The sequence below is a fragment of the Novosphingobium sp. PhB165 genome (assembly GCF_004341845.1).
Lineage (GTDB): Bacteria > Pseudomonadota > Alphaproteobacteria > Sphingomonadales > Sphingomonadaceae > Novosphingobium.
The window spans coordinates 1-16,057 of the sequence record NZ_SLVB01000001.1; the positions used below are offsets into that span (position 1 = coordinate 1).

The 16,057-nt window shown below is 65.7% G+C and carries 12 protein-coding genes; 3 read left to right on the top strand and 9 right to left on the bottom strand.

Annotated elements, in window-relative coordinates; translation table 11 throughout:
* Positions 1-218, bottom strand: a 218-nt coding sequence (locus EDF56_RS00005) for an amino acid permease (protein ID WP_132384709.1), incomplete at its 3' end; no start/stop codon positions are given.
* Between the two features lie 67 nt (positions 219-285).
* A complete protein-coding gene (locus tag EDF56_RS00010; protein WP_132384710.1) occupies positions 286-1,203 on the bottom strand; it encodes a hypothetical protein in 918 nt (305 codons plus the stop codon).
* Positions 1,204-1,628: 425 nt separating this feature from the next.
* On the opposite strand from EDF56_RS00010, the gene nhaC reads away from it, so the two are divergent.
* The 3 genes from nhaC (at position 1,629) to EDF56_RS00025 (ending at position 6,200) form a co-directional block, all read left to right on the top strand.
* On the top strand, positions 1,629-3,191 hold the full coding sequence (gene nhaC, locus EDF56_RS00015; RefSeq protein ID WP_243652401.1) for a Na+/H+ antiporter NhaC: 1,563 nt from the start codon (positions 1,629-1,631) through the stop codon (positions 3,189-3,191).
* Positions 3,192-3,323: 132 nt separating this feature from the next.
* Positions 3,324-4,031 carry a TorF family putative porin gene (locus EDF56_RS00020; protein ID WP_132384711.1) on the top strand — a complete coding sequence of 236 codons (708 nt, stop codon included), beginning with the start codon at positions 3,324-3,326 and terminating at the stop codon, positions 4,029-4,031.
* A 21-nt stretch (positions 4,032-4,052) separates the two neighbouring features.
* Positions 4,053-6,200, top strand: a complete 2,148-nt coding sequence (locus EDF56_RS00025) for a methyl-accepting chemotaxis protein (protein WP_132384712.1) — start codon at positions 4,053-4,055, stop codon at positions 6,198-6,200.
* A gap of 344 nt (positions 6,201-6,544) precedes the next feature.
* On the opposite strand, the gene EDF56_RS00030 is transcribed toward EDF56_RS00025, so the two are convergent.
* From EDF56_RS00030 to EDF56_RS00060, 7 genes are all read right to left on the bottom strand, one after another.
* Positions 6,545-8,749 carry a penicillin acylase family protein gene (locus EDF56_RS00030; protein ID WP_132384713.1) on the bottom strand — a complete coding sequence of 735 codons (2,205 nt, stop codon included), beginning with the start codon at positions 8,747-8,749 and terminating at the stop codon, positions 6,545-6,547.
* Positions 8,750-8,822: 73 nt separating this feature from the next.
* Complete coding sequence (locus EDF56_RS00035; RefSeq protein ID WP_243652300.1) at positions 8,823-10,628, bottom strand: HAMP domain-containing methyl-accepting chemotaxis protein; 1,806 nt, start codon at positions 10,626-10,628, stop codon at positions 8,823-8,825.
* A gap of 105 nt (positions 10,629-10,733) precedes the next feature.
* Positions 10,734-11,612, bottom strand: a complete 879-nt coding sequence (locus EDF56_RS00040) for a CheR family methyltransferase (protein ID WP_132384714.1) — start codon at positions 11,610-11,612, stop codon at positions 10,734-10,736.
* Positions 11,603-12,697 (bottom strand): chemotaxis-specific protein-glutamate methyltransferase CheB, encoded by a 1,095-nt coding sequence (cheB, locus tag EDF56_RS00045; RefSeq protein WP_243652301.1) that lies wholly within the window; start codon positions 12,695-12,697, stop codon positions 11,603-11,605. The genes EDF56_RS00040 and cheB overlap by 10 nt, the downstream gene beginning before the upstream one ends.
* A 50-nt stretch (positions 12,698-12,747) precedes the next feature.
* The gene (locus EDF56_RS00050; protein WP_132384715.1) at positions 12,748-13,113 is read right to left on the bottom strand and encodes a response regulator; all 366 of its coding nucleotides are present in this window, start codon (positions 13,111-13,113) and stop codon (positions 12,748-12,750) included.
* A gap of 55 nt (positions 13,114-13,168) precedes the next feature.
* Positions 13,169-13,648 carry a chemotaxis protein CheW gene (locus tag EDF56_RS00055; RefSeq protein ID WP_132384716.1) on the bottom strand — a complete coding sequence of 160 codons (480 nt, stop codon included), beginning with the start codon at positions 13,646-13,648 and terminating at the stop codon, positions 13,169-13,171.
* A 2-nt stretch (positions 13,649-13,650) separates the two neighbouring features.
* Positions 13,651-16,026 carry a chemotaxis protein CheA gene (locus EDF56_RS00060; RefSeq protein WP_132384717.1) on the bottom strand — a complete coding sequence of 792 codons (2,376 nt, stop codon included), beginning with the start codon at positions 16,024-16,026 and terminating at the stop codon, positions 13,651-13,653.
* Positions 16,027-16,057: the final 31 nt, after the last annotated feature.

Genomic DNA, 16,057 nt, shown 5'->3' on the forward strand with positions numbered 1-16,057 from the left:
CCGGCATCGATATCGGGCTTGCGCGCGGCCAGCGCCTGGAAGACCCGGGCCAGCGCGTACATGCCGGTGCCGGCGATGAGCCAGGCGATGATCGCCCCGAACGGCCCCGTCGCCGACCCGAACCGCGCCGGAAGATTGAAGATCCCCGCCCCGATCATCGAACCCACCACCATCGAGGTGAGCGAAAACAGCGAGATCTTGTTATCCTGGCTCGGCATCTACGTCTCCCAAGAGTGGAATTTCGATGGGTCGCGGTTCATTCTTGAGTAACTTACGGAATAACTGTCACAAATCTGCGCGCAGCGTGATGGCGGGCAGGACTTTGAAAGCGGAGCGGTCCGCGCTGTCCAGATTGGAATCGACTTCCAGCCAGAGCACGCCGACACCCAGCGCGTGAAGCGGGTTGAAGCGGCCCGGCGGCGGGGCAAGCAGGTTCGCGATATCGATCCCGGCAAAGCCCTCGAACCGCCAGTCGCGCCGCTTGCCCGGCGCGGCGGAGCCGTTGTTCAGGTACCAGCGGCGATCGATGGACACTTCGCCGATCAGGCCGATGCCGTCGTTCATGACCGGATAGAACGCGTCGATGAATAGCTCGGCGGCGAGGTAATCGTCGGTATTGTGGTTGGAATTCACCCAGCGCGGGGCCAGTTCCACCCCGATGGACCCGGCGCCGACGTTCGCGCCATAGCGCAACCCGCCCGTGAGGGTCTGGTCGGTGGCGAGGCTGCTGCCGAAGAAACTGTCCATGTCGTGCGCGAGTTCGTAACGCGCGAAACCGGCGAAACCGGAGGAGCTTTGGTGCGTGCGCAGTTCGAGCGAGGCGGCGAGGGAGGATTCCGCGATGTCGCCATGTTCCAGAAGCATCGATGGCCCGGCGTCGAATTCGACTTCCAGCCGGTCCGACAGGGGCTGGGTGGTGATGAAGGTCAGCGATGTGCTGGTGGACGTGCTTGTGCGGGAGTTCGAACCGAGCGGATTGTGGGAGGCGATCTCGGGCGCGAATTCGAACTCGATTGCCGATGCGCCCACGCGCGTTCCGTCGTAGCCGGGGATGTGGAGCTGATCGACTTCCTGATCCGATCCGGATGCATCGGATTTGAGCGTTTCCGCCTCGCCATTCGGGGTGGCTGCTGGTTCTGCGTGGGCCGAAAGCGGTGCGATGGCCAGGAGGTAGCCGAGGAGACGGACCGAGGCAGATTTCACTTTGCCCTCCCGCGCGGTGTTCCCGCGTTCAAAAGTGATCTGAGGCCAGCATATCTTCAAAGCGAATAAGTGTGCAAAGACAAATTTTTAAATGGAGCGACGATTTCTGCTCGCCATACCCGTATTGTTGCAGTGCAACGCAAATGTGATCGCGCTCTTTCATAGAAGGCGGCTGTTGATTTCATGCGGAAAATTGAATTGGATCAGCGTTAATCCATTGTTTAGCAACGGGATCGACGTGCCAGAAAGAAGCACGAAAGCTGCAGTGCAGGCGGGCGGGTTCCCCCCCAACAGCATCAATTCGCGCTCTCGTCTGCCGTTTCGCAGGCTCACGGCAATAGGGTGTCGCTTCTAATGCGTTGCCGCGAGTGTTCTCGAAATGGACTCTAAATGAGTGGCGCTTCGCGAATTTTTGAATTTTGAGCGTGATAATTTTTTCTTTGTGCGCCAATATCGGTTCATCACCTAGCCGACTCGGCAAGTGCTTTTACTGCGGAACTTTTCGAAAGATGGACCGCATGCCCGAAACGGATCCTGAACCCACCCCAAGACAACCCCGCGAACCCTCTTATGTGGACGCGCTGTTACCGCTGGTGATCCTGGCAGTACTTGTCAGTAGTGCGGTCGTGTTGTTCGGCGTGGATGCGATGGCCGGGCCATTGCAGGTCGCGATGATGCTGGCCGGCATGGTGGCATCCCTGATTATCCTGAAGAATGGCCATCCTTGGGAAAGTGTTGCCGAAGCGGGGCGTCGCGGCGTTTCTTCGGTGGTCAGTGCGATTTTCATCCTGCTTACGGTGGGTGCGCTGATCGGTACATGGAACATGGCCGGTACCATTCCCACGCTGGTATACTACGGTCTTGGGATTATAAATCCCAATTGGTTCTATGTTACGGCGCTGATAGTCTGCGCAGTCACGTCGCTATGCATCGGCAGTTCTTGGACGACAGCGGGAACTATCGGAGTTGGATTGATCGGGTTAGCCACTCTGGCTGATCTATCCCCCTTCATTACTGCCGGTGCGGTCGTTTCCGGGGCCTATACCGGAGATAAACTGTCTCCCTTGTCCGAAACGACGATCCTGGCCGCCCAATTGACCGGCAACGATATTTACGAGCATCTTCGCCATCAGGCGTGGGTCAGCGGACCGGCCTTCGTCATCGCGGCGATCGGATTGATCTCGCTGGGATTTATCGGCCATCCGGCACTGGCCGGTTCGGAGGTCATACATTCCGAACTGATGGCGCTGGATCAGATCTTCAATATCTCGGCCATCAATCTGCTTCCGCTTCTGCTGCTGGTCGTCCTGTCGTTCCGCAAGGCTCCGGCGTCGCTGGCGATCATGACTTCGGCGCTGTTCGCGGGGGTGCTCGCCTGCTTCACCCAACCCCATGCGGTGCTTGCGATCATTCCCGACGGCGGGACCGGGCTGGAGGCCTATATCAAGGCGGTCTGGCATGTCATCGCCAGCGGCTATCACACCGATACCGGCATAGAGGCGGTGGACAGCCTGCTTTCGCGCGGCGGCATGGCGAGCATGTTGTTGACCGTCTGGCTTATCATCGTGGCGCTGGCTTTCGGATCGCTGCTCGATGAGTTCGGTCTGTTGTCCAAGCTGGTGACGCCGGTGCTCACGCGGGCGAAGCACACCGGCAGCCTGATCGCGACGTCGATCTGCACGGCGATCGGCCTGAACATCGTGACCGCTGATCAATACGTTGCGGTCGTGCTGCCGATCCGCCTGTTTCGGGTGGAATTCGAAAAGCGCAATCTGGCGAGCAAGAACCTCTCACGCGTGGTTTCGGACGGGGGCATCGTCACGGCGCCACTGGTCCCGTGGAATTCCTGCGGCGCCTATATGGCGGCGGTGCTGGGCGTGCCCACGCTGGCCTATGCGCCCTTCGCGATCTTCAACTATGCGAGCCCTCTGCTCGATATTCTCTACGGCGGGCTGGACATCAAGATAGCCCGTATCCGCGAGAACTGATCTCCCGCGCCGACGCGCCGGAGTTTCGCGCTGCGGCTTCGACTCTTCCTGTAATCGAGTCCGGCCGGCACGTTGGCGGGCGAGCTATCCTATAATGGCAAAGTCTATCAGTGTCCCGCAAAGAGGACTTACATGCGTTTTGCCATTCCTTCAGGGGTCGCCCTGATTGCAGTTCTGATTTCCCCCGCCGTCCATGCCCAGGAAGAAACCCCCGCCATCACCGTCTCGGGCGGCGTAACCCTCATCAGCGACTACCGGTTTCGCGGCATTTCGCTGACCGGCAAGGACCCTGCGATTCAGGGCACGATCAACCTTGCCCACAAGAGCGGTGTCTATGTCGGCACCTGGGGCTCTTCGCTCGGCTTGGGGGACCGTTATGGCCCCACCGAGGTCGATCTCTACGGCGGCTGGGCGGGTAACGTAGCCAAGCGCACCAGCCTTGACGTTGCCGTCGCCTATTACAGCTATCCCGGCGGCAAGGGCACGGGCAAGATCGAGTACTTCGAGACCACGGCCAAGCTGACCCACGATTTCGGCCCGCTGCGCGGAACGCTGGGCAGCGGCTATAGCTGGGATCAAGCCGCGCTCGGCGGCGATCATCTCTACCTCTTTGGGGAGGCTGCCGCGCCTATTCCCGGAACCCCGGTGACGCTTCGCGCGCACGGCGGCCGCAGCAAGGGCGCGCTCAGCCCGAAGCCGGGTGGCTATTACGACTGGTCGCTGGGCGCCGACGTCGCGGTGAGCAAGCTGACCTTCAACCTTTCCTACATCGATACCGACCTCAGCCACGGCCATCAGGCCGATGGCGCCGCGCTGTTTTCCGTCAGCGCCGGCTTCTGATCCTCCCGCTGGAGCGAGATAATGAAAGACCTGTTCAGTCGCATGCACATAGCGGGCAAGCTGATGACGGTCGCCGGCCTGGCGATCGCGCTGCTGCTCCTGCTCGGATTCTCGGGCGTCGTTTTTGAGACCGGCACGGCCGTGGCCAACCTGTCCGACGATGCCGCCGTCGCCCAGGCCAATGCCGAGGGCAATCAGGTGAAGGCCGATATCGCCACGTTCGAGGCGACCGCACGGGCCCTGGCCTCGTCGCTGGGCAAGATGCACGCGACCGGTGCGCGCGATCGCGGCACGGCGTTGACGGTGCTGAAGACCGATCTGCTCGAATCCAAGGCGGCGCTGGGCAGCTGGGTGATGATCAAGCCCAACCAGTGGGACGGCACCGATGCGGGCAAGGGCAATCAGCCGGGCTCCGCACCCAACGGCAATTTCACGCCATACTGGGTGAAGAGCAACGGCGTCCTGACGCAGCAGCCGAACAATGAGGCGGGTGCTTACGACAAGCCTTACTTCCGTCAGGCATTCGACAGCGGCAAGGGCGCGCTTGTCGATCCCTATGCCTACGATCTTGACGGCAAGCAGGTCCTGATGACCTCGATCACGCACCCCGTCCGTTCGGGCGACAAGGTGATCGGCGTGGTCGGCGTGGACATGGAACTGGGTACGATTTCCCAGCGTCTCGGCACGCTCAAGCCGTTCGGTGACGGCCGCGTGATGCTGCTGTCCTCCTCGGCGACATGGGTGGCCAATCCGGACGCCTCGGTGCTCGGCAAGACCTATGCCGACCCCGGTCTCGACGACGTGAAGGCCGCGCTGGCCAGCGGCGAGACCAAGGTGCTGCCGGGCCTCGACATCGGCGGCGTGCCCACCCGCCGCGTGATCCGTCCGATCGCGCTCGACAATCTCAATGCCACCTGGGCGCTTGTGCTCGACGTTCCCGAGGCGACCGTTTCGGCGCCGGCGCGTTCGATCGGCTGGCAGCTCGTGCTGGGCGGCCTGATCATTGTCGGCGCGGTGCTGGCGAGCCTGTTCTTCGCCGCGCGCGGCATCATCGGCCGCCCCATGGCGGCGCTGAGCGATGCGGTCGACCGCCTTGCCAAGGGTGAGGATTGCACGATCCCCGAAACCGAGCGTGAGGACGAGATCGGCACGATGGCCCGTGCGGCGGACGTGTTCCGTCAGGCGGCTGCCGACCGTGCCGAGGCCGACCAGCGCGCCGCCGAGGAACAGCGCGTGGTGACGAGCGCCGTGGGCGAGGGGCTAGACGCCCTGACGAGCGGCGATCTCACGGCCGAGATCGCAGTGCCGTTCCCGGCGGGCTATGCCGCGCTGAAGGACAACTTCAACGCAGCTCTGGGCGAACTGCGCCGCATGATCGGTGCGGTCGCGCTCAGCGCCGGGGGTATCCGTTCGGGCTCCATGGAAATCGCGCAGGCATCGGAAGACCTTGCCCGTCGCACCGAAGCCAATGCCGCCAGCCTGGAAGAGACGTCGGCCGCGCTGGTGCAGATCGACCAGCGGCTCAAGGCTTCGGCCACCGCCGCATCGCAGACGGTCCGCCGTGCCGACGAGGCGCTCACCACTGTCTCCAGCGGCCGCGCGGTTGCCGGTGAGGCCGTCGCGGCGATGGACCGCGTGAGCGACAGCGCCAAGGGCATCGACCAGGTGATTGAAGGCGTCGACAAGATCGCCTTCCAGACCCGCGTGCTTGCGATGAACGCGGCGGTCGAGGCAGGCCGTGCGGGTGATGCCGGTCGCGGGTTCGCGGTGGTGGCCGATCTCGTTTCGGCGCTTGCGATGCGGGCCGAGGAAGAGGCCAAGCGCGCGCGTGACCAGCTTACGGTGACGCAGACCGATATCGTCACCGCCGTGAACGCGGTGCAGCGCGTGGACGGTGCGTTCGAGAACATCTCGGGCGGCGTCGGCGAAGTGCACAAGCTGCTTGGCCAGATGGCGGAGGACAATCAGGCCCAGTCCACCGCGATCAGCCAGATCAGCGTGGCGGTTTCGACCATGGACCATTCGACCCAGCAGAACGCGGCCATGGTGGAGGAAACCTCCGCCGCCGCACGCAATCTGACGACAGAGGCGGTTTCGCTCAACGATCAGGCGGCGCGTTTCGATACCGGCGAGATGCGCGGTTCGGCGCGACTGGCTTCGGTGGCCTGACGGCTGCCGGTCTAGCCTTCGGGTAAAGCAAAGGCCCGCGGATCACGCCGATCCGCGGGCCTTTTCGAATAAGCCTCGCGGCGTTCCGCCTCTTTTCCTCAATCAATCTTCGTCGCCCCCGCGAAGGCGGGGGCCCCGCTTTTCTTTTTAAGCACGCGGAGACGCGGAGACGCAGAGGGGCGATTGCTGCACGGTCTCTCTGCGTCTCCACGTCTCCGCGTGAACTCAAGAAAAAGCGGGGCCCCCGCATTCGCGAGGGCGACGGAGTGTCTGGGTGTGAGGGGAGTGGACGGAACGGCCCTAACGGGTTGATTGGGCAGCGTGGGCCGAGCGGCGGAGCGGGCTTACTCTCCCGGTCGGTACGTACGGGTTATGTGCCCGGCCAGATCCTCGGGATAGAAATAGATCGGTCGTAGTGCACCATCGGCATAGCGCTGCGCCTGATCCTTGAAGTGGGCAGAGGCCGGATCGCCGCTCTGGCCGCCTGCGCTCACGGCCCAGGCCCGCACTTTCGGTCCGAACTCGACAACGGCGACGAAGCTGTTGCCGCTGGTGCCGTAATACTTCTTCGTGTTCGGATAAGGCTTCGCGCCGAACGAGGCGAGCGAGCCCCAGAGCGCCGAGGTGAAAGGCACCGGAATGCTGCCCTTGGCATCGTCGAAGTGCGGCGCGATCGCACCGTCCAGCCGCTGGAAGCGATTGACCTCGCCCCACGGCACCTGCCAGCCGCCGAAGTCGCGCGTCAGCCGGTCCGTAGCCTGCGAAAGCGCGGCCAGTCGCTGTGCAGGCGTGGTACGCTTGGCGATGAAGTCCGGCAGGTTCAGCCGCGCTTTCTTGGCATCGGCACCGAACTTGCCGCCCAGCGTATCGCCCCAGAACACCGCCAGCGTGGTCTCCTTCGAGCCGTAGCCCCAACGGCAATCCCAGCCCCTCAGCAGCGCCATCGGCGCGGCGAGCTTGGCTTTCAGCGGATCGGCGGCGGGCAGGGCGTCGTAGTCTGCGGCAAGCTGCGGCAGCAGCACCGCGAAAGCGGGCAGGTGGCTGTCGTAAGCCGCCGCGATCAAGCGTTCAGGCGTGAAGTCGTGCTTGCCGGTGAGCACTTCGTCGGCATGGACGCCGCGATAGTTGCCGCCCACCTGATCCATGTAGCGCGGGAAATCGGCGGCCTTGGGGCTGTCCGGCCCGGCGGCGTCCCACGGCCAGTCATTGGTGTTGTGGACCCAGCCGACTTTGGGATTGAGCACGTTGGGCAGCGTGTCGATCGCGTGCAGGCCCTTCCAGTCGGTGGCCGGATCGGCGCCGTCTACGGGATCGCGGTAATCGAAGCGATCGTCACGCACCGGCACGAATTGCGGGTGGAGATAGGCGATCTCACCCCGGGCATCGGCCAGGATCGTGTCGTTCGAGGAATTGGCCCGCGCGCCCGCGACCGTGATGAAGGAGGCAAGGTCGCTCGTCTTGGTGCGCAGCCAGCTCTGTTGGAGCGCGGGGATCGGCTTCCACATCAGCGCCTCGGCAATCCATTTGCCGCCGTCCTCGGCCACGATGGGGCCGTGGTGCGTGCGGTAGGTGGTGAACTGGCGCTCGCCCAAGGTGCCGTCGGGGCGGCGGAACGAGACGGTCACCTCGCGCGTCGTCAGCGGGCGCAGTCCGCTGCCGTAGTGATAGACGGGCTTGCCGCCGCGCGTGTCCACCGTCTCTGCGAACTGGTCGATATTGTCGACGGTGGAGGACGTGTGCATCCAGCCGATCTTCGGGTTGAAGCCCTGATAGATGAAGAACTGGCCCCAGGTCGATGCGCCATACGTGTTGAGCCCGGCGTCGCTGGTCATCTGCAATTCGGCGCGGAAGTAGAAGCTGGTGTGCGGGTTGATCAGCAGCAGGGCATGGCCGTTCGCGGTGTTGACGGGCGCGATGGCGATGCCGTTCGATCCGCTCGGTTCCTTCACCAGCGCGCCGGTTTCCAGCGCGGTGGGTGGGATGCGGCGGTGTTCGTAAAAGCTCTGGAGCCTGGTCAGCGAGATCTGCTCGATGTCGCCGCCGATCGAGCCTTCGGTGAAGGAGAGGGCCATCCACGGCTCGAACCGGGTGAGCACCTTGGGCTTCACGGCGGGATGCGTGGCGAGGTAGAAATTGAGCCCGTCCGCCCAGCTGTTCATCAGCGTGCGCAGCCATGGCGGGCTCTCGCGGTATTGCGCCTTCAGCTCCTCGGGATCGACGAAGAGGCGCTGGCGCAAGTCCTGCCAGATCGCGCTTTCGCCATCGGCCTCCGCCGTGCGGCCGAGCGCGGTGAGGTAATTGGCCTCTACCCTCGGGAAATCGTCTTCGGCCTGCGTATAGATCGCGCCGAACACGGCATCGGCATCGCTGCGGCCGTGGACGTGGGCAATGCCCCAGTCGTCGCGGGTGATCGTGACGCGGGCCGCCTCTGCCTTCCAGCGGGCCAGTTCGGCCGGCGTTGCCGCATGGGCGGCCGGCGGAGCGGCAAGCGCGGTAAGGAAAGTGCCGACGGCGAGAGCCTTGCGAACAGGAGATAAATTGCGCTGCATCGCCCTCAGCTATCGCCCGAGGGGCCGCCGGGCAAGGTCCATCGGACCGGCCCGGCGGTGCAAGGCAATCGGCCTATTCGGCGGCTTCGACTTCGCGGTCCCAGTCGTGCTGGACGGGGTAGGTGGAAATGCGCTCGTCGGGCAATTCGGGGCTGCGAATGCTGCCGAGGAAGCGTTCGACCTGGCTCTTGAGGATCGCCGCCTGAAGCTGAAGCTCGGTCGAGGACGAGAGTACTTGCGAGGCGGCGGCACCCGTCGCCAGCGAGGTTTCACGCACATCCTCCACGCGCCCGGTAACATCGTCGGTGCTGCGCGCGGCAAGGTCGATGCTGCGGGCAAGATCCTGCCCGGCGACCGACTGCTGGTCGACCGCAGCGGCAATCGATACCGAGGTGGCCTCAAGCTGGGCAACGTCCTCGGCAATGGCGCGCAGGGCTTCGACGCTGCCGGTGGTGGAGGCCTGGATCTCGCCGATCTGGGCGGCCACTTCGTCGGTAGCCTTGCTGGTCTGCGCGGCCAGTTCCTTGACCTCTGCGGCGACGACCGCGAAGCCGCGACCGGCCTCACCTCCGCGCGCCGCCTCGATCGAGGCATTGAGCGCCAGCAGGTTGGTGCGCTGGGCGATGGAGTGGATTAGCTTGACGATCTGGCCCACCTGTTCGGCCGAAACCGCCAGCTTGGCGATCGTGGCATCGGCATTGGCGGTGGTCTCGCTGGCCTGACGGGCCAGCTCTGCCGAAGTCGCGGCCTGACGGCTGATTTCGTGGATCGACATGGCGAATTCGTCGCTGGCAGCAGCGGCGGCAGTCACACCGGCAGACGCTTCGCCCATCGCGGTTGAGACTTCGCTGGTGCGGGTGGCGGCATGTTCGGCGGACTTGGCCATCGAGGTCGCGGTCGATTGAAGCTGGCTGGAGGCCGAGGCGACGCCGCTGACGATCTCGCCCACGCTCTGTTCGAACTTCTCGGCAAGATCGAGGACGATCTTCTTGCGCTGGTCCCGCATGGCGTCGCGGCCACGGCGGAGTTCTTCCTGACGCTCGATCTCGGCCTCGGCAGCGGCGGCGGCTTCCTGCCGCAGCTTGTCGAGCCGCAGATACCCGCGCCGGAAGGTTTCGAGCGAGCGGGCCATGTCGCCGATCTCGTTGACCTGATCGGTGCCGGGCACGACGATATCGCGGTCGCCCTCGGCCAGCTTGACCATGGCGTCGGCCATGTCGGCGAGCGGGCCGGTGATGCCGCGCCGAGTGACCAGAAGCGCGAAGATGCCATTGAGCGCGGCCAACAAGGCGAAGACCAGCATGGTGACTTCGGTCCAGCCGATGAAGCTGTCACGGCTCTGCTCGATGGATTCGGTGCGCTGGGTCAGCACGTCCTTGATCTGCGCGACTTGTCCCGAGATCTGAGTCATCGCCACGGAGGGATCGGTGCCGGTTGGGCCGGAGGAAAGCTGCGCGTCGAAGGCAGTGAGCGTCGGGGTCAGGCGTTCGAACAGCAGGTCCACGCCGGGATCGACATTGCCGAGCGCCACGCGCGCCTTGCCGAGCTTGTCGGTGGCCGAGGCGACGAGTGCCCGGGTGGCGTTGGCATGGGCGGCACCGAGGCCGTGCCCGCTCCCTGCGTCGCCTTCCGCGCGCGCCGCATCGAGCTGCTGCATGGCCTGCGCGATGTCGCTCCAGGCATCGGCGGCACCGAGCGCGGAGCTGTGGAGCTTGGCGGTCAGCGTGGCGTCGCCCTGAACCTTGCTCAGCGCGACGCAGGCAACGCCCGCGATCGTCACCGACATGACCAGGAAAATGCAGATGATAATGCGGATCTTGGTGACGATGGACCGGCGCCAGAACCAGTCGCGCTTCGATGCGGAAGCCATGTCGGTCATTGCACTCTTCCCCCCTGCAAACCTTGGCTGAACAACCTTGGCGAGCGATGATGCAGAGGCCTACGAAATTACGCTTAAATAAGGCTTAAACGGAGTAGCGGCGCTTCAGGCGATAGCGGCTGGCGCGACGGCGGCGCGGCGCGGTTTTGCGGGCTTTGCATGGCGGAAGAATCCGGGGGCGCCGCGTTCGGGGGAGAGCCGGTCGGTCAGGCCCAGAGTCGTCTCTCCGGCGCCGAGCATCAGCCAGCCGTCGGGCGCCAGTGCGGAGGCGACACGGGCAAAGGCGCGTTCCCGCGTGGCGGCATCGAAGTAGAGCAGGACATTACGGCACAGCACGATGTCGAACGTGGGCATCTGGCCGCCGGGCAGGGCGGGCAGCGGATCGAGCAGGTTGTGTTCCTCGAAGCGAATCATTCGGCGCAGGCGTTCGCGCACACGCCAGCCTTGCGGCGTCTCCTCGAACCAACGCATCATCTCGCCCATGGCGAGCCCGCGCTGGATCTGGAACGGCGTGTAGCAGCCCTTGCGCGCGATCTCGATGACCGAGCCCGAGACGTCGGTGCCGAGGATCGAGATGGTCCAGCCCGCCCAGCGCGCTTCCTGAGAGGCGAAGAGCATCGCCAAAGTCAGCGCCTCCTGCCCGGTCGAGCAGCCGACCGACCAGATCGTCAGAGTGCGGCTCTCCGCCCGCGTTTCGGCCAAAGTGGGCAGGACATGCCCGACGAGATGGTCGAACAGCGCGCGGTCGCGGAAGAAATAGGTTTCGTTGTTGAGCAGCGCCTCGACCATCTGGCGCGCTAGCACCGACTGCCGCGTGGGCGAAAACATGGCGACAAGCTGGTCGATGCTGTCGATGCCATATTCGCGGCAGAGGCCGGAAAGCGCCGTGCCGATCCGCCAGCGGCGATTGTCGGGCAGCTCCTGCCCGGTGCGTGCCCGCAGAAGTTCGGCCAGCAGGCGTTCGGAGGCGAGGCTCACTTGCACGGCGTGCCTCCAATTCCGGCGATCACGCGCTGGGCAAGTTGTTCGGGCGGCAGGACGGCGCTGGCAAGCCCGGCTTCGGCCACCGCGCGCGGCATGCCCCAGACGGCCGAGCTGGCCTCGTCCTGCGCAAGAATTGTGCCTCCGGCCGCGACGATGCGGGCTGCGCCAAGGGCTCCGTCGCGGCCCATGCCCGAGAGCACGACGCCCAGCGTGCGGTCGCCCATTTCCTCGGCGAGCGAGGCGAACATGGTGTCCAGCGAAGGCAGGCAGCCGCTGGGGGCAGGCGCGTGGTCGAGCCGGACGGTGAGCGTGTCGCCCCGGCGGCGGAAGGCCATGTGGGCATCGCCGGGCGCGATCAGCACGCGGTCGGGCAGGACCGGCATGTCCTCTTCGGCCAGCAGCGTCTCGCAGCCCGAGGCGGAGCGGATCTGGCGCGCGAAATAGGGAATGATCGCGGGCGGCAAGTGCTGGGTGATCACGACCGGCACGCCAAGCTGCCGGGGCAGGGCCGCAAACAGGCTGGCCAGCGCGTGAACGCCGCCGGTGGAGGCGCCGATGGCAAGGATTTCGGCGGGTTGCCGCGCGGGATTGCCCGTTGGCGGACGCAGGCGCGGGGACGGCGCGGGCTCCCGGCCGACCGCTTCGCGCGTGGGGACGGCAGCAAGCCCGAGTTCGCGGATCTTGCCGAGCAGGAGGTCGCGGTAGTCTCCGTGGAATCCGCGTGCGACGGGCTTGGGCAGGGTATCGGCAGCGCCCAGCGCCAGCGCCGCCAGTGTATGCTCGGCGCCGTCGATGGTGAGCGAGGAGACCACCAGAATACGCGCGCCGCGTGCCCGCTCGATGATGCGGGGTAGCGCTTCCAGTCCGCCCATGCCGGGCATGTCGAGATCGAGCAGGACCACGTCGACCCGACTGGTGCGCAAGGTTTCCAGTGCGGCTTCGGCATTGCTGGCAATACCGACGACCTCAAGCCCCTCGGCGCCTTCGACCATGCGCTTGAGCGCGGTGCGGGCCACCAGCGAATCGTCGATTATCATCAGCCGAACAGGCGGCAGCAGCGCCGCGCGGGCCCGATCGGAGCGCATGCCGCGTCGGCGCAGCGGGGATAGGGCCATCGAGGCAGCCTCGATGCGGCTCAGGCCACGCCGACGAGCTGAAGTTTCATGTGCAGGGTATCGTGGTCGAACGGCTTCATCACATATTCGTCGGCGCCCGCCTCGATGGCCGCCTGAATATGCGCGGCATCGCTTTCGGTGGTGCAGAACACCACCTTGGGCTGGTTGGCATGGCCGGTCTGGCGCAGCACGCGCAGGAATTCGATGCCGCTCATCACCGGCATGTTCCAGTCGAGCAGGATCACGTCGGGCATCGCGGCTTCGCAGCTCTGGATGGCTTGCTGCCCGTCGCAGGCCTCACTGACCATGAAGCCGAGGGCCTCCATCGACTGACGCGAGAACTTCCGGATCAACCGCGAGTCATCGACGATCAGGCAGGTTTTCATACGGTAGTTTCCTTATCCCAGAGCCCAACCCTAGTCGTTTTGCGTAACCATTTGCTTAAGCGGCCTCGACGGAGGGCGGCAAAGTGGCCTGCGGGCCTGCGATGAGGGCCCCGACATCGGCCACCAGCAGCGGCCCGAGCGCGGTTTCGACCAGCCCGTGCGACATCGCCGCCCAGTTGCCTTCCATCTGCGCGTTGATCGGTTGCGGCTCGTTCCACGCCTCCGTCACGTCCTCTATCTCGTCGAGCAGCAGGGCGTAGGCATGGCCTTCGTGCATGACCACGGCGGCGGGCGATCCGGCGCCGCCCGGCGCGCCGCGCGAACACTCGCCGAGATCGAGCGCGCGGCAGCCGTCGATGACGGTCAGCACGCGGCTGCGCAGGCCCGAGAGCCCGGCGACGTGGGGCGGAGCGCAAGGCACCGGCGTCATGACCTCAAGCGAGATGACCGACTGCACATCGCGCGAGCGCAGCGCGATCCGGCGACCGGCCAGCGTGACGACGACGAGCAGTTCTCGATTGGACAGTTCCGACATGGTCAGGCCCTCCCGGCGTGGCGGCGCAAGGCGCCCATCAGCGCGGCCTGATCGTAGCGATAGATGCTGGAATCGCCCGGCTCCGGGCTTCCCGGTTCGGTGCGCAGGCGGATCACCTCGCGCGCCGGGCCATGGGGCGGGGCAGCGGGCGCGCCGCCGCCGTCGTGTGGGAGGATAGCAAGATCGGCCTCGTCCGGGGTGTCGGTCTCGACCACGCGGTAGCCTGCCGCCTCGACCATCGGGCGCACGAAGTTCTGGATCCACGCATCGTCGGCGGGAAGGCGGCAGACCGGCCGGACGATGCGCGACGGTGTGCGCGAATGGCGCGCGAACAGGCGGTAGGGCGCGACCACTTGCGTGGCCAGACCGTCGACCAGGACCACCGCGTCCTCGTGCTCGGCGCCGCCTGCGGCAATGGCATCCGCATCGATCTCGCGGATTTCCAGCGCCTCGCGCACGGCATAGGCGATCTCGTTCTGCCCGTCGGCAAGGCGCAGCAGGCGCAGGACGCCATTGCCGTCCAGCGCCGCTTCGAGCGGCATGTCCTCAATCCCGGCGAGCGGCAGGATGCAATCGCGTATGACCACGAGGCGGCGGTCGCCCTCCATCGCGATCGCCTCGGGGCCGACTTCCTCCAGCCGGTCGAGCACGCCCATCGGCATGGCGCGGCGAATGCCGTCGAGCCCGGTGAAGAGCAGCACGCTGGTCGTGCGGCGTGGCTGGGCAGGGGCCTCTTCCAAGCGGTCGCGGCGTTCCAGCGCGTCGGTGCGCAGGCCCCCGGCACGCGCGATGCCGCTCACTTCCAGCAGCAGGATCGGATGGCCGTCGTCGGTCAGCGTGGTACCGGCATAGAGGCCGGTGGCGATGATCGCGGGGGCTGCGGGCTTGATGACGAGTTCCTCGTGCCCGAAAACCTGATCGACGATCAGCGCGAAATGGCCACCGCCCGCGTGCCGCAGCACGATCACCGGCCGCGCCGCATCGTCGGAGAGGGGCTCGTCAGCCGCAACATGCAGCACTTGCGCGGCCATGAGGCAGGGCACGCGGTGCTCGCGGATGCGGGCGAGCATGGCGCCGCCCACTTCGTCGATTTCCAGCGTGCCGTCGGCAAGGTGGATGATTTCCTCCACCGAACTGCGCGGGATCGCGAAGCGCTGGTTGCCGATGCCCACCGTCACCGCCGGAATGATGGTGAGCGTGAGTGGGACGCGCAGGGTCATGCGGGTGCCGAGGCCGGGCGTCGAATCGATCTCGATGGCGCCGCCGATCCGCTCGATATTGGCGCGCACCACGTCCATGCCGACGCCGCGTCCGGAAATCGCGGTGACCGTTTCGGCGGTGGACAGCCCCGGTTCGAAGATCAGCTCGAAGGCTTCGTTGCGGGACATGCGGGCGGCCTGCGCCTCGTCCACCAGGCCCGCAATCACGGCCTTTTCGAGCAGGCGCGTCTCGTCGATCCCGCGCCCGTCGTCGACGATGTCGATCAGGATCTTGTTGCCCGACTGGCGCGCCGAGACGGAGAGTCGCCCGATCTCTGCCTTGCCGGCGAGGCGCCGCAGCGGCGCGTGCTCGATGCCGTGGTCGATGGCGTTGCGGACGATGTGGGTGAGGGGATCGCGGATGATCTCGACCATCTCGCGGTCAAGCTCCACCTCGTTGCCGGCGATGTCCACATGGGCCTGCTTGCCGAGTTCGGCGGCAAGGTCGCGCACCATGCGGGGCAGGCCGGAAAACAGGCTTTCGATCCGCTGCATGCGGGTGCGGGTCATCGCCTCGCGCACTTCGGCGATAATCGCGGAAAGGCGCTCGAACGGTTCGTGGACTTGCGGTTCCACCGCGCCTTCGCGCAGGCGGCGGGCCAGTTCGTTGCGCGCCAGCACCATGTCGGAAACGCCGCTCATCACTTTGTCGAGCAGTTCGACCGGGATGCGGATCGATCGCTGCGGCTGGGCAGTACGGGGGCCTGATATTGGCGGAGGGGTAGCCGGAACCAGTGTGACGACCGGCGCGGCCGCCGGTTCGAGCGCGGCCTTCAGCGCCTCGTCGCCGCCTTCGGGGAAAGTCTCGCCCGCCTCGATGGCGTCGACCATGTCGCCGATCCGGTCCACCACCGCCAGCACCGCGCTGACCAGAGCGGCATCGGCGCTGCGGCGACCCGCGCGGACATCGGCCAGCGCATCCTCGGCGGCGTGGCTGAGCGCTTCGAGGCGCGGCAGGTCGACGAAGCCGCAATTGCCCTTCACGGTGTGGACGAAACGGAAAATCGAATCGAGCCGCGCGCGGTCGCCCGGATTTTCCTCCCAGGAAATCAGTTCGCCGCCCAGCGCCTCCAGCATTTCGCGGGTTTCGACGACGAAGTCTTCGAGCAGTTCGTCCATAAGGGCCCCCAATTCCCGGGGCTTATGCGGC

Coding starts and splice junctions, on each gene's coding strand:
- EDF56_RS00050 (WP_132384715.1), bottom strand. CDS start 13,113: ATGAAAACCTGCCTGATCGTCGATGACTCGCGGTTGATCCGGAAGTTC.
- EDF56_RS00035 (WP_243652300.1), bottom strand. CDS start 10,628: ATGACCGACATGGCTTCCGCATCGAAGCGCGACTGGTTCTGGCGCCGG.
- EDF56_RS00025 (WP_132384712.1), top strand. CDS start 4,053: ATGAAAGACCTGTTCAGTCGCATGCACATAGCGGGCAAGCTGATGACG.
- EDF56_RS00030 (WP_132384713.1), bottom strand. CDS start 8,749: ATGCAGCGCAATTTATCTCCTGTTCGCAAGGCTCTCGCCGTCGGCACT.
- EDF56_RS00020 (WP_132384711.1), top strand. CDS start 3,324: ATGCGTTTTGCCATTCCTTCAGGGGTCGCCCTGATTGCAGTTCTGATT.
- EDF56_RS00055 (WP_132384716.1), bottom strand. CDS start 13,648: ATGTCGGAACTGTCCAATCGAGAACTGCTCGTCGTCGTCACGCTGGCC.
- EDF56_RS00060 (WP_132384717.1), bottom strand. CDS start 16,026: ATGGACGAACTGCTCGAAGACTTCGTCGTCGAAACCCGCGAAATGCTG.
- cheB (WP_243652301.1), bottom strand. CDS start 12,697: ATGCGCTCCGATCGGGCCCGCGCGGCGCTGCTGCCGCCTGTTCGGCTG.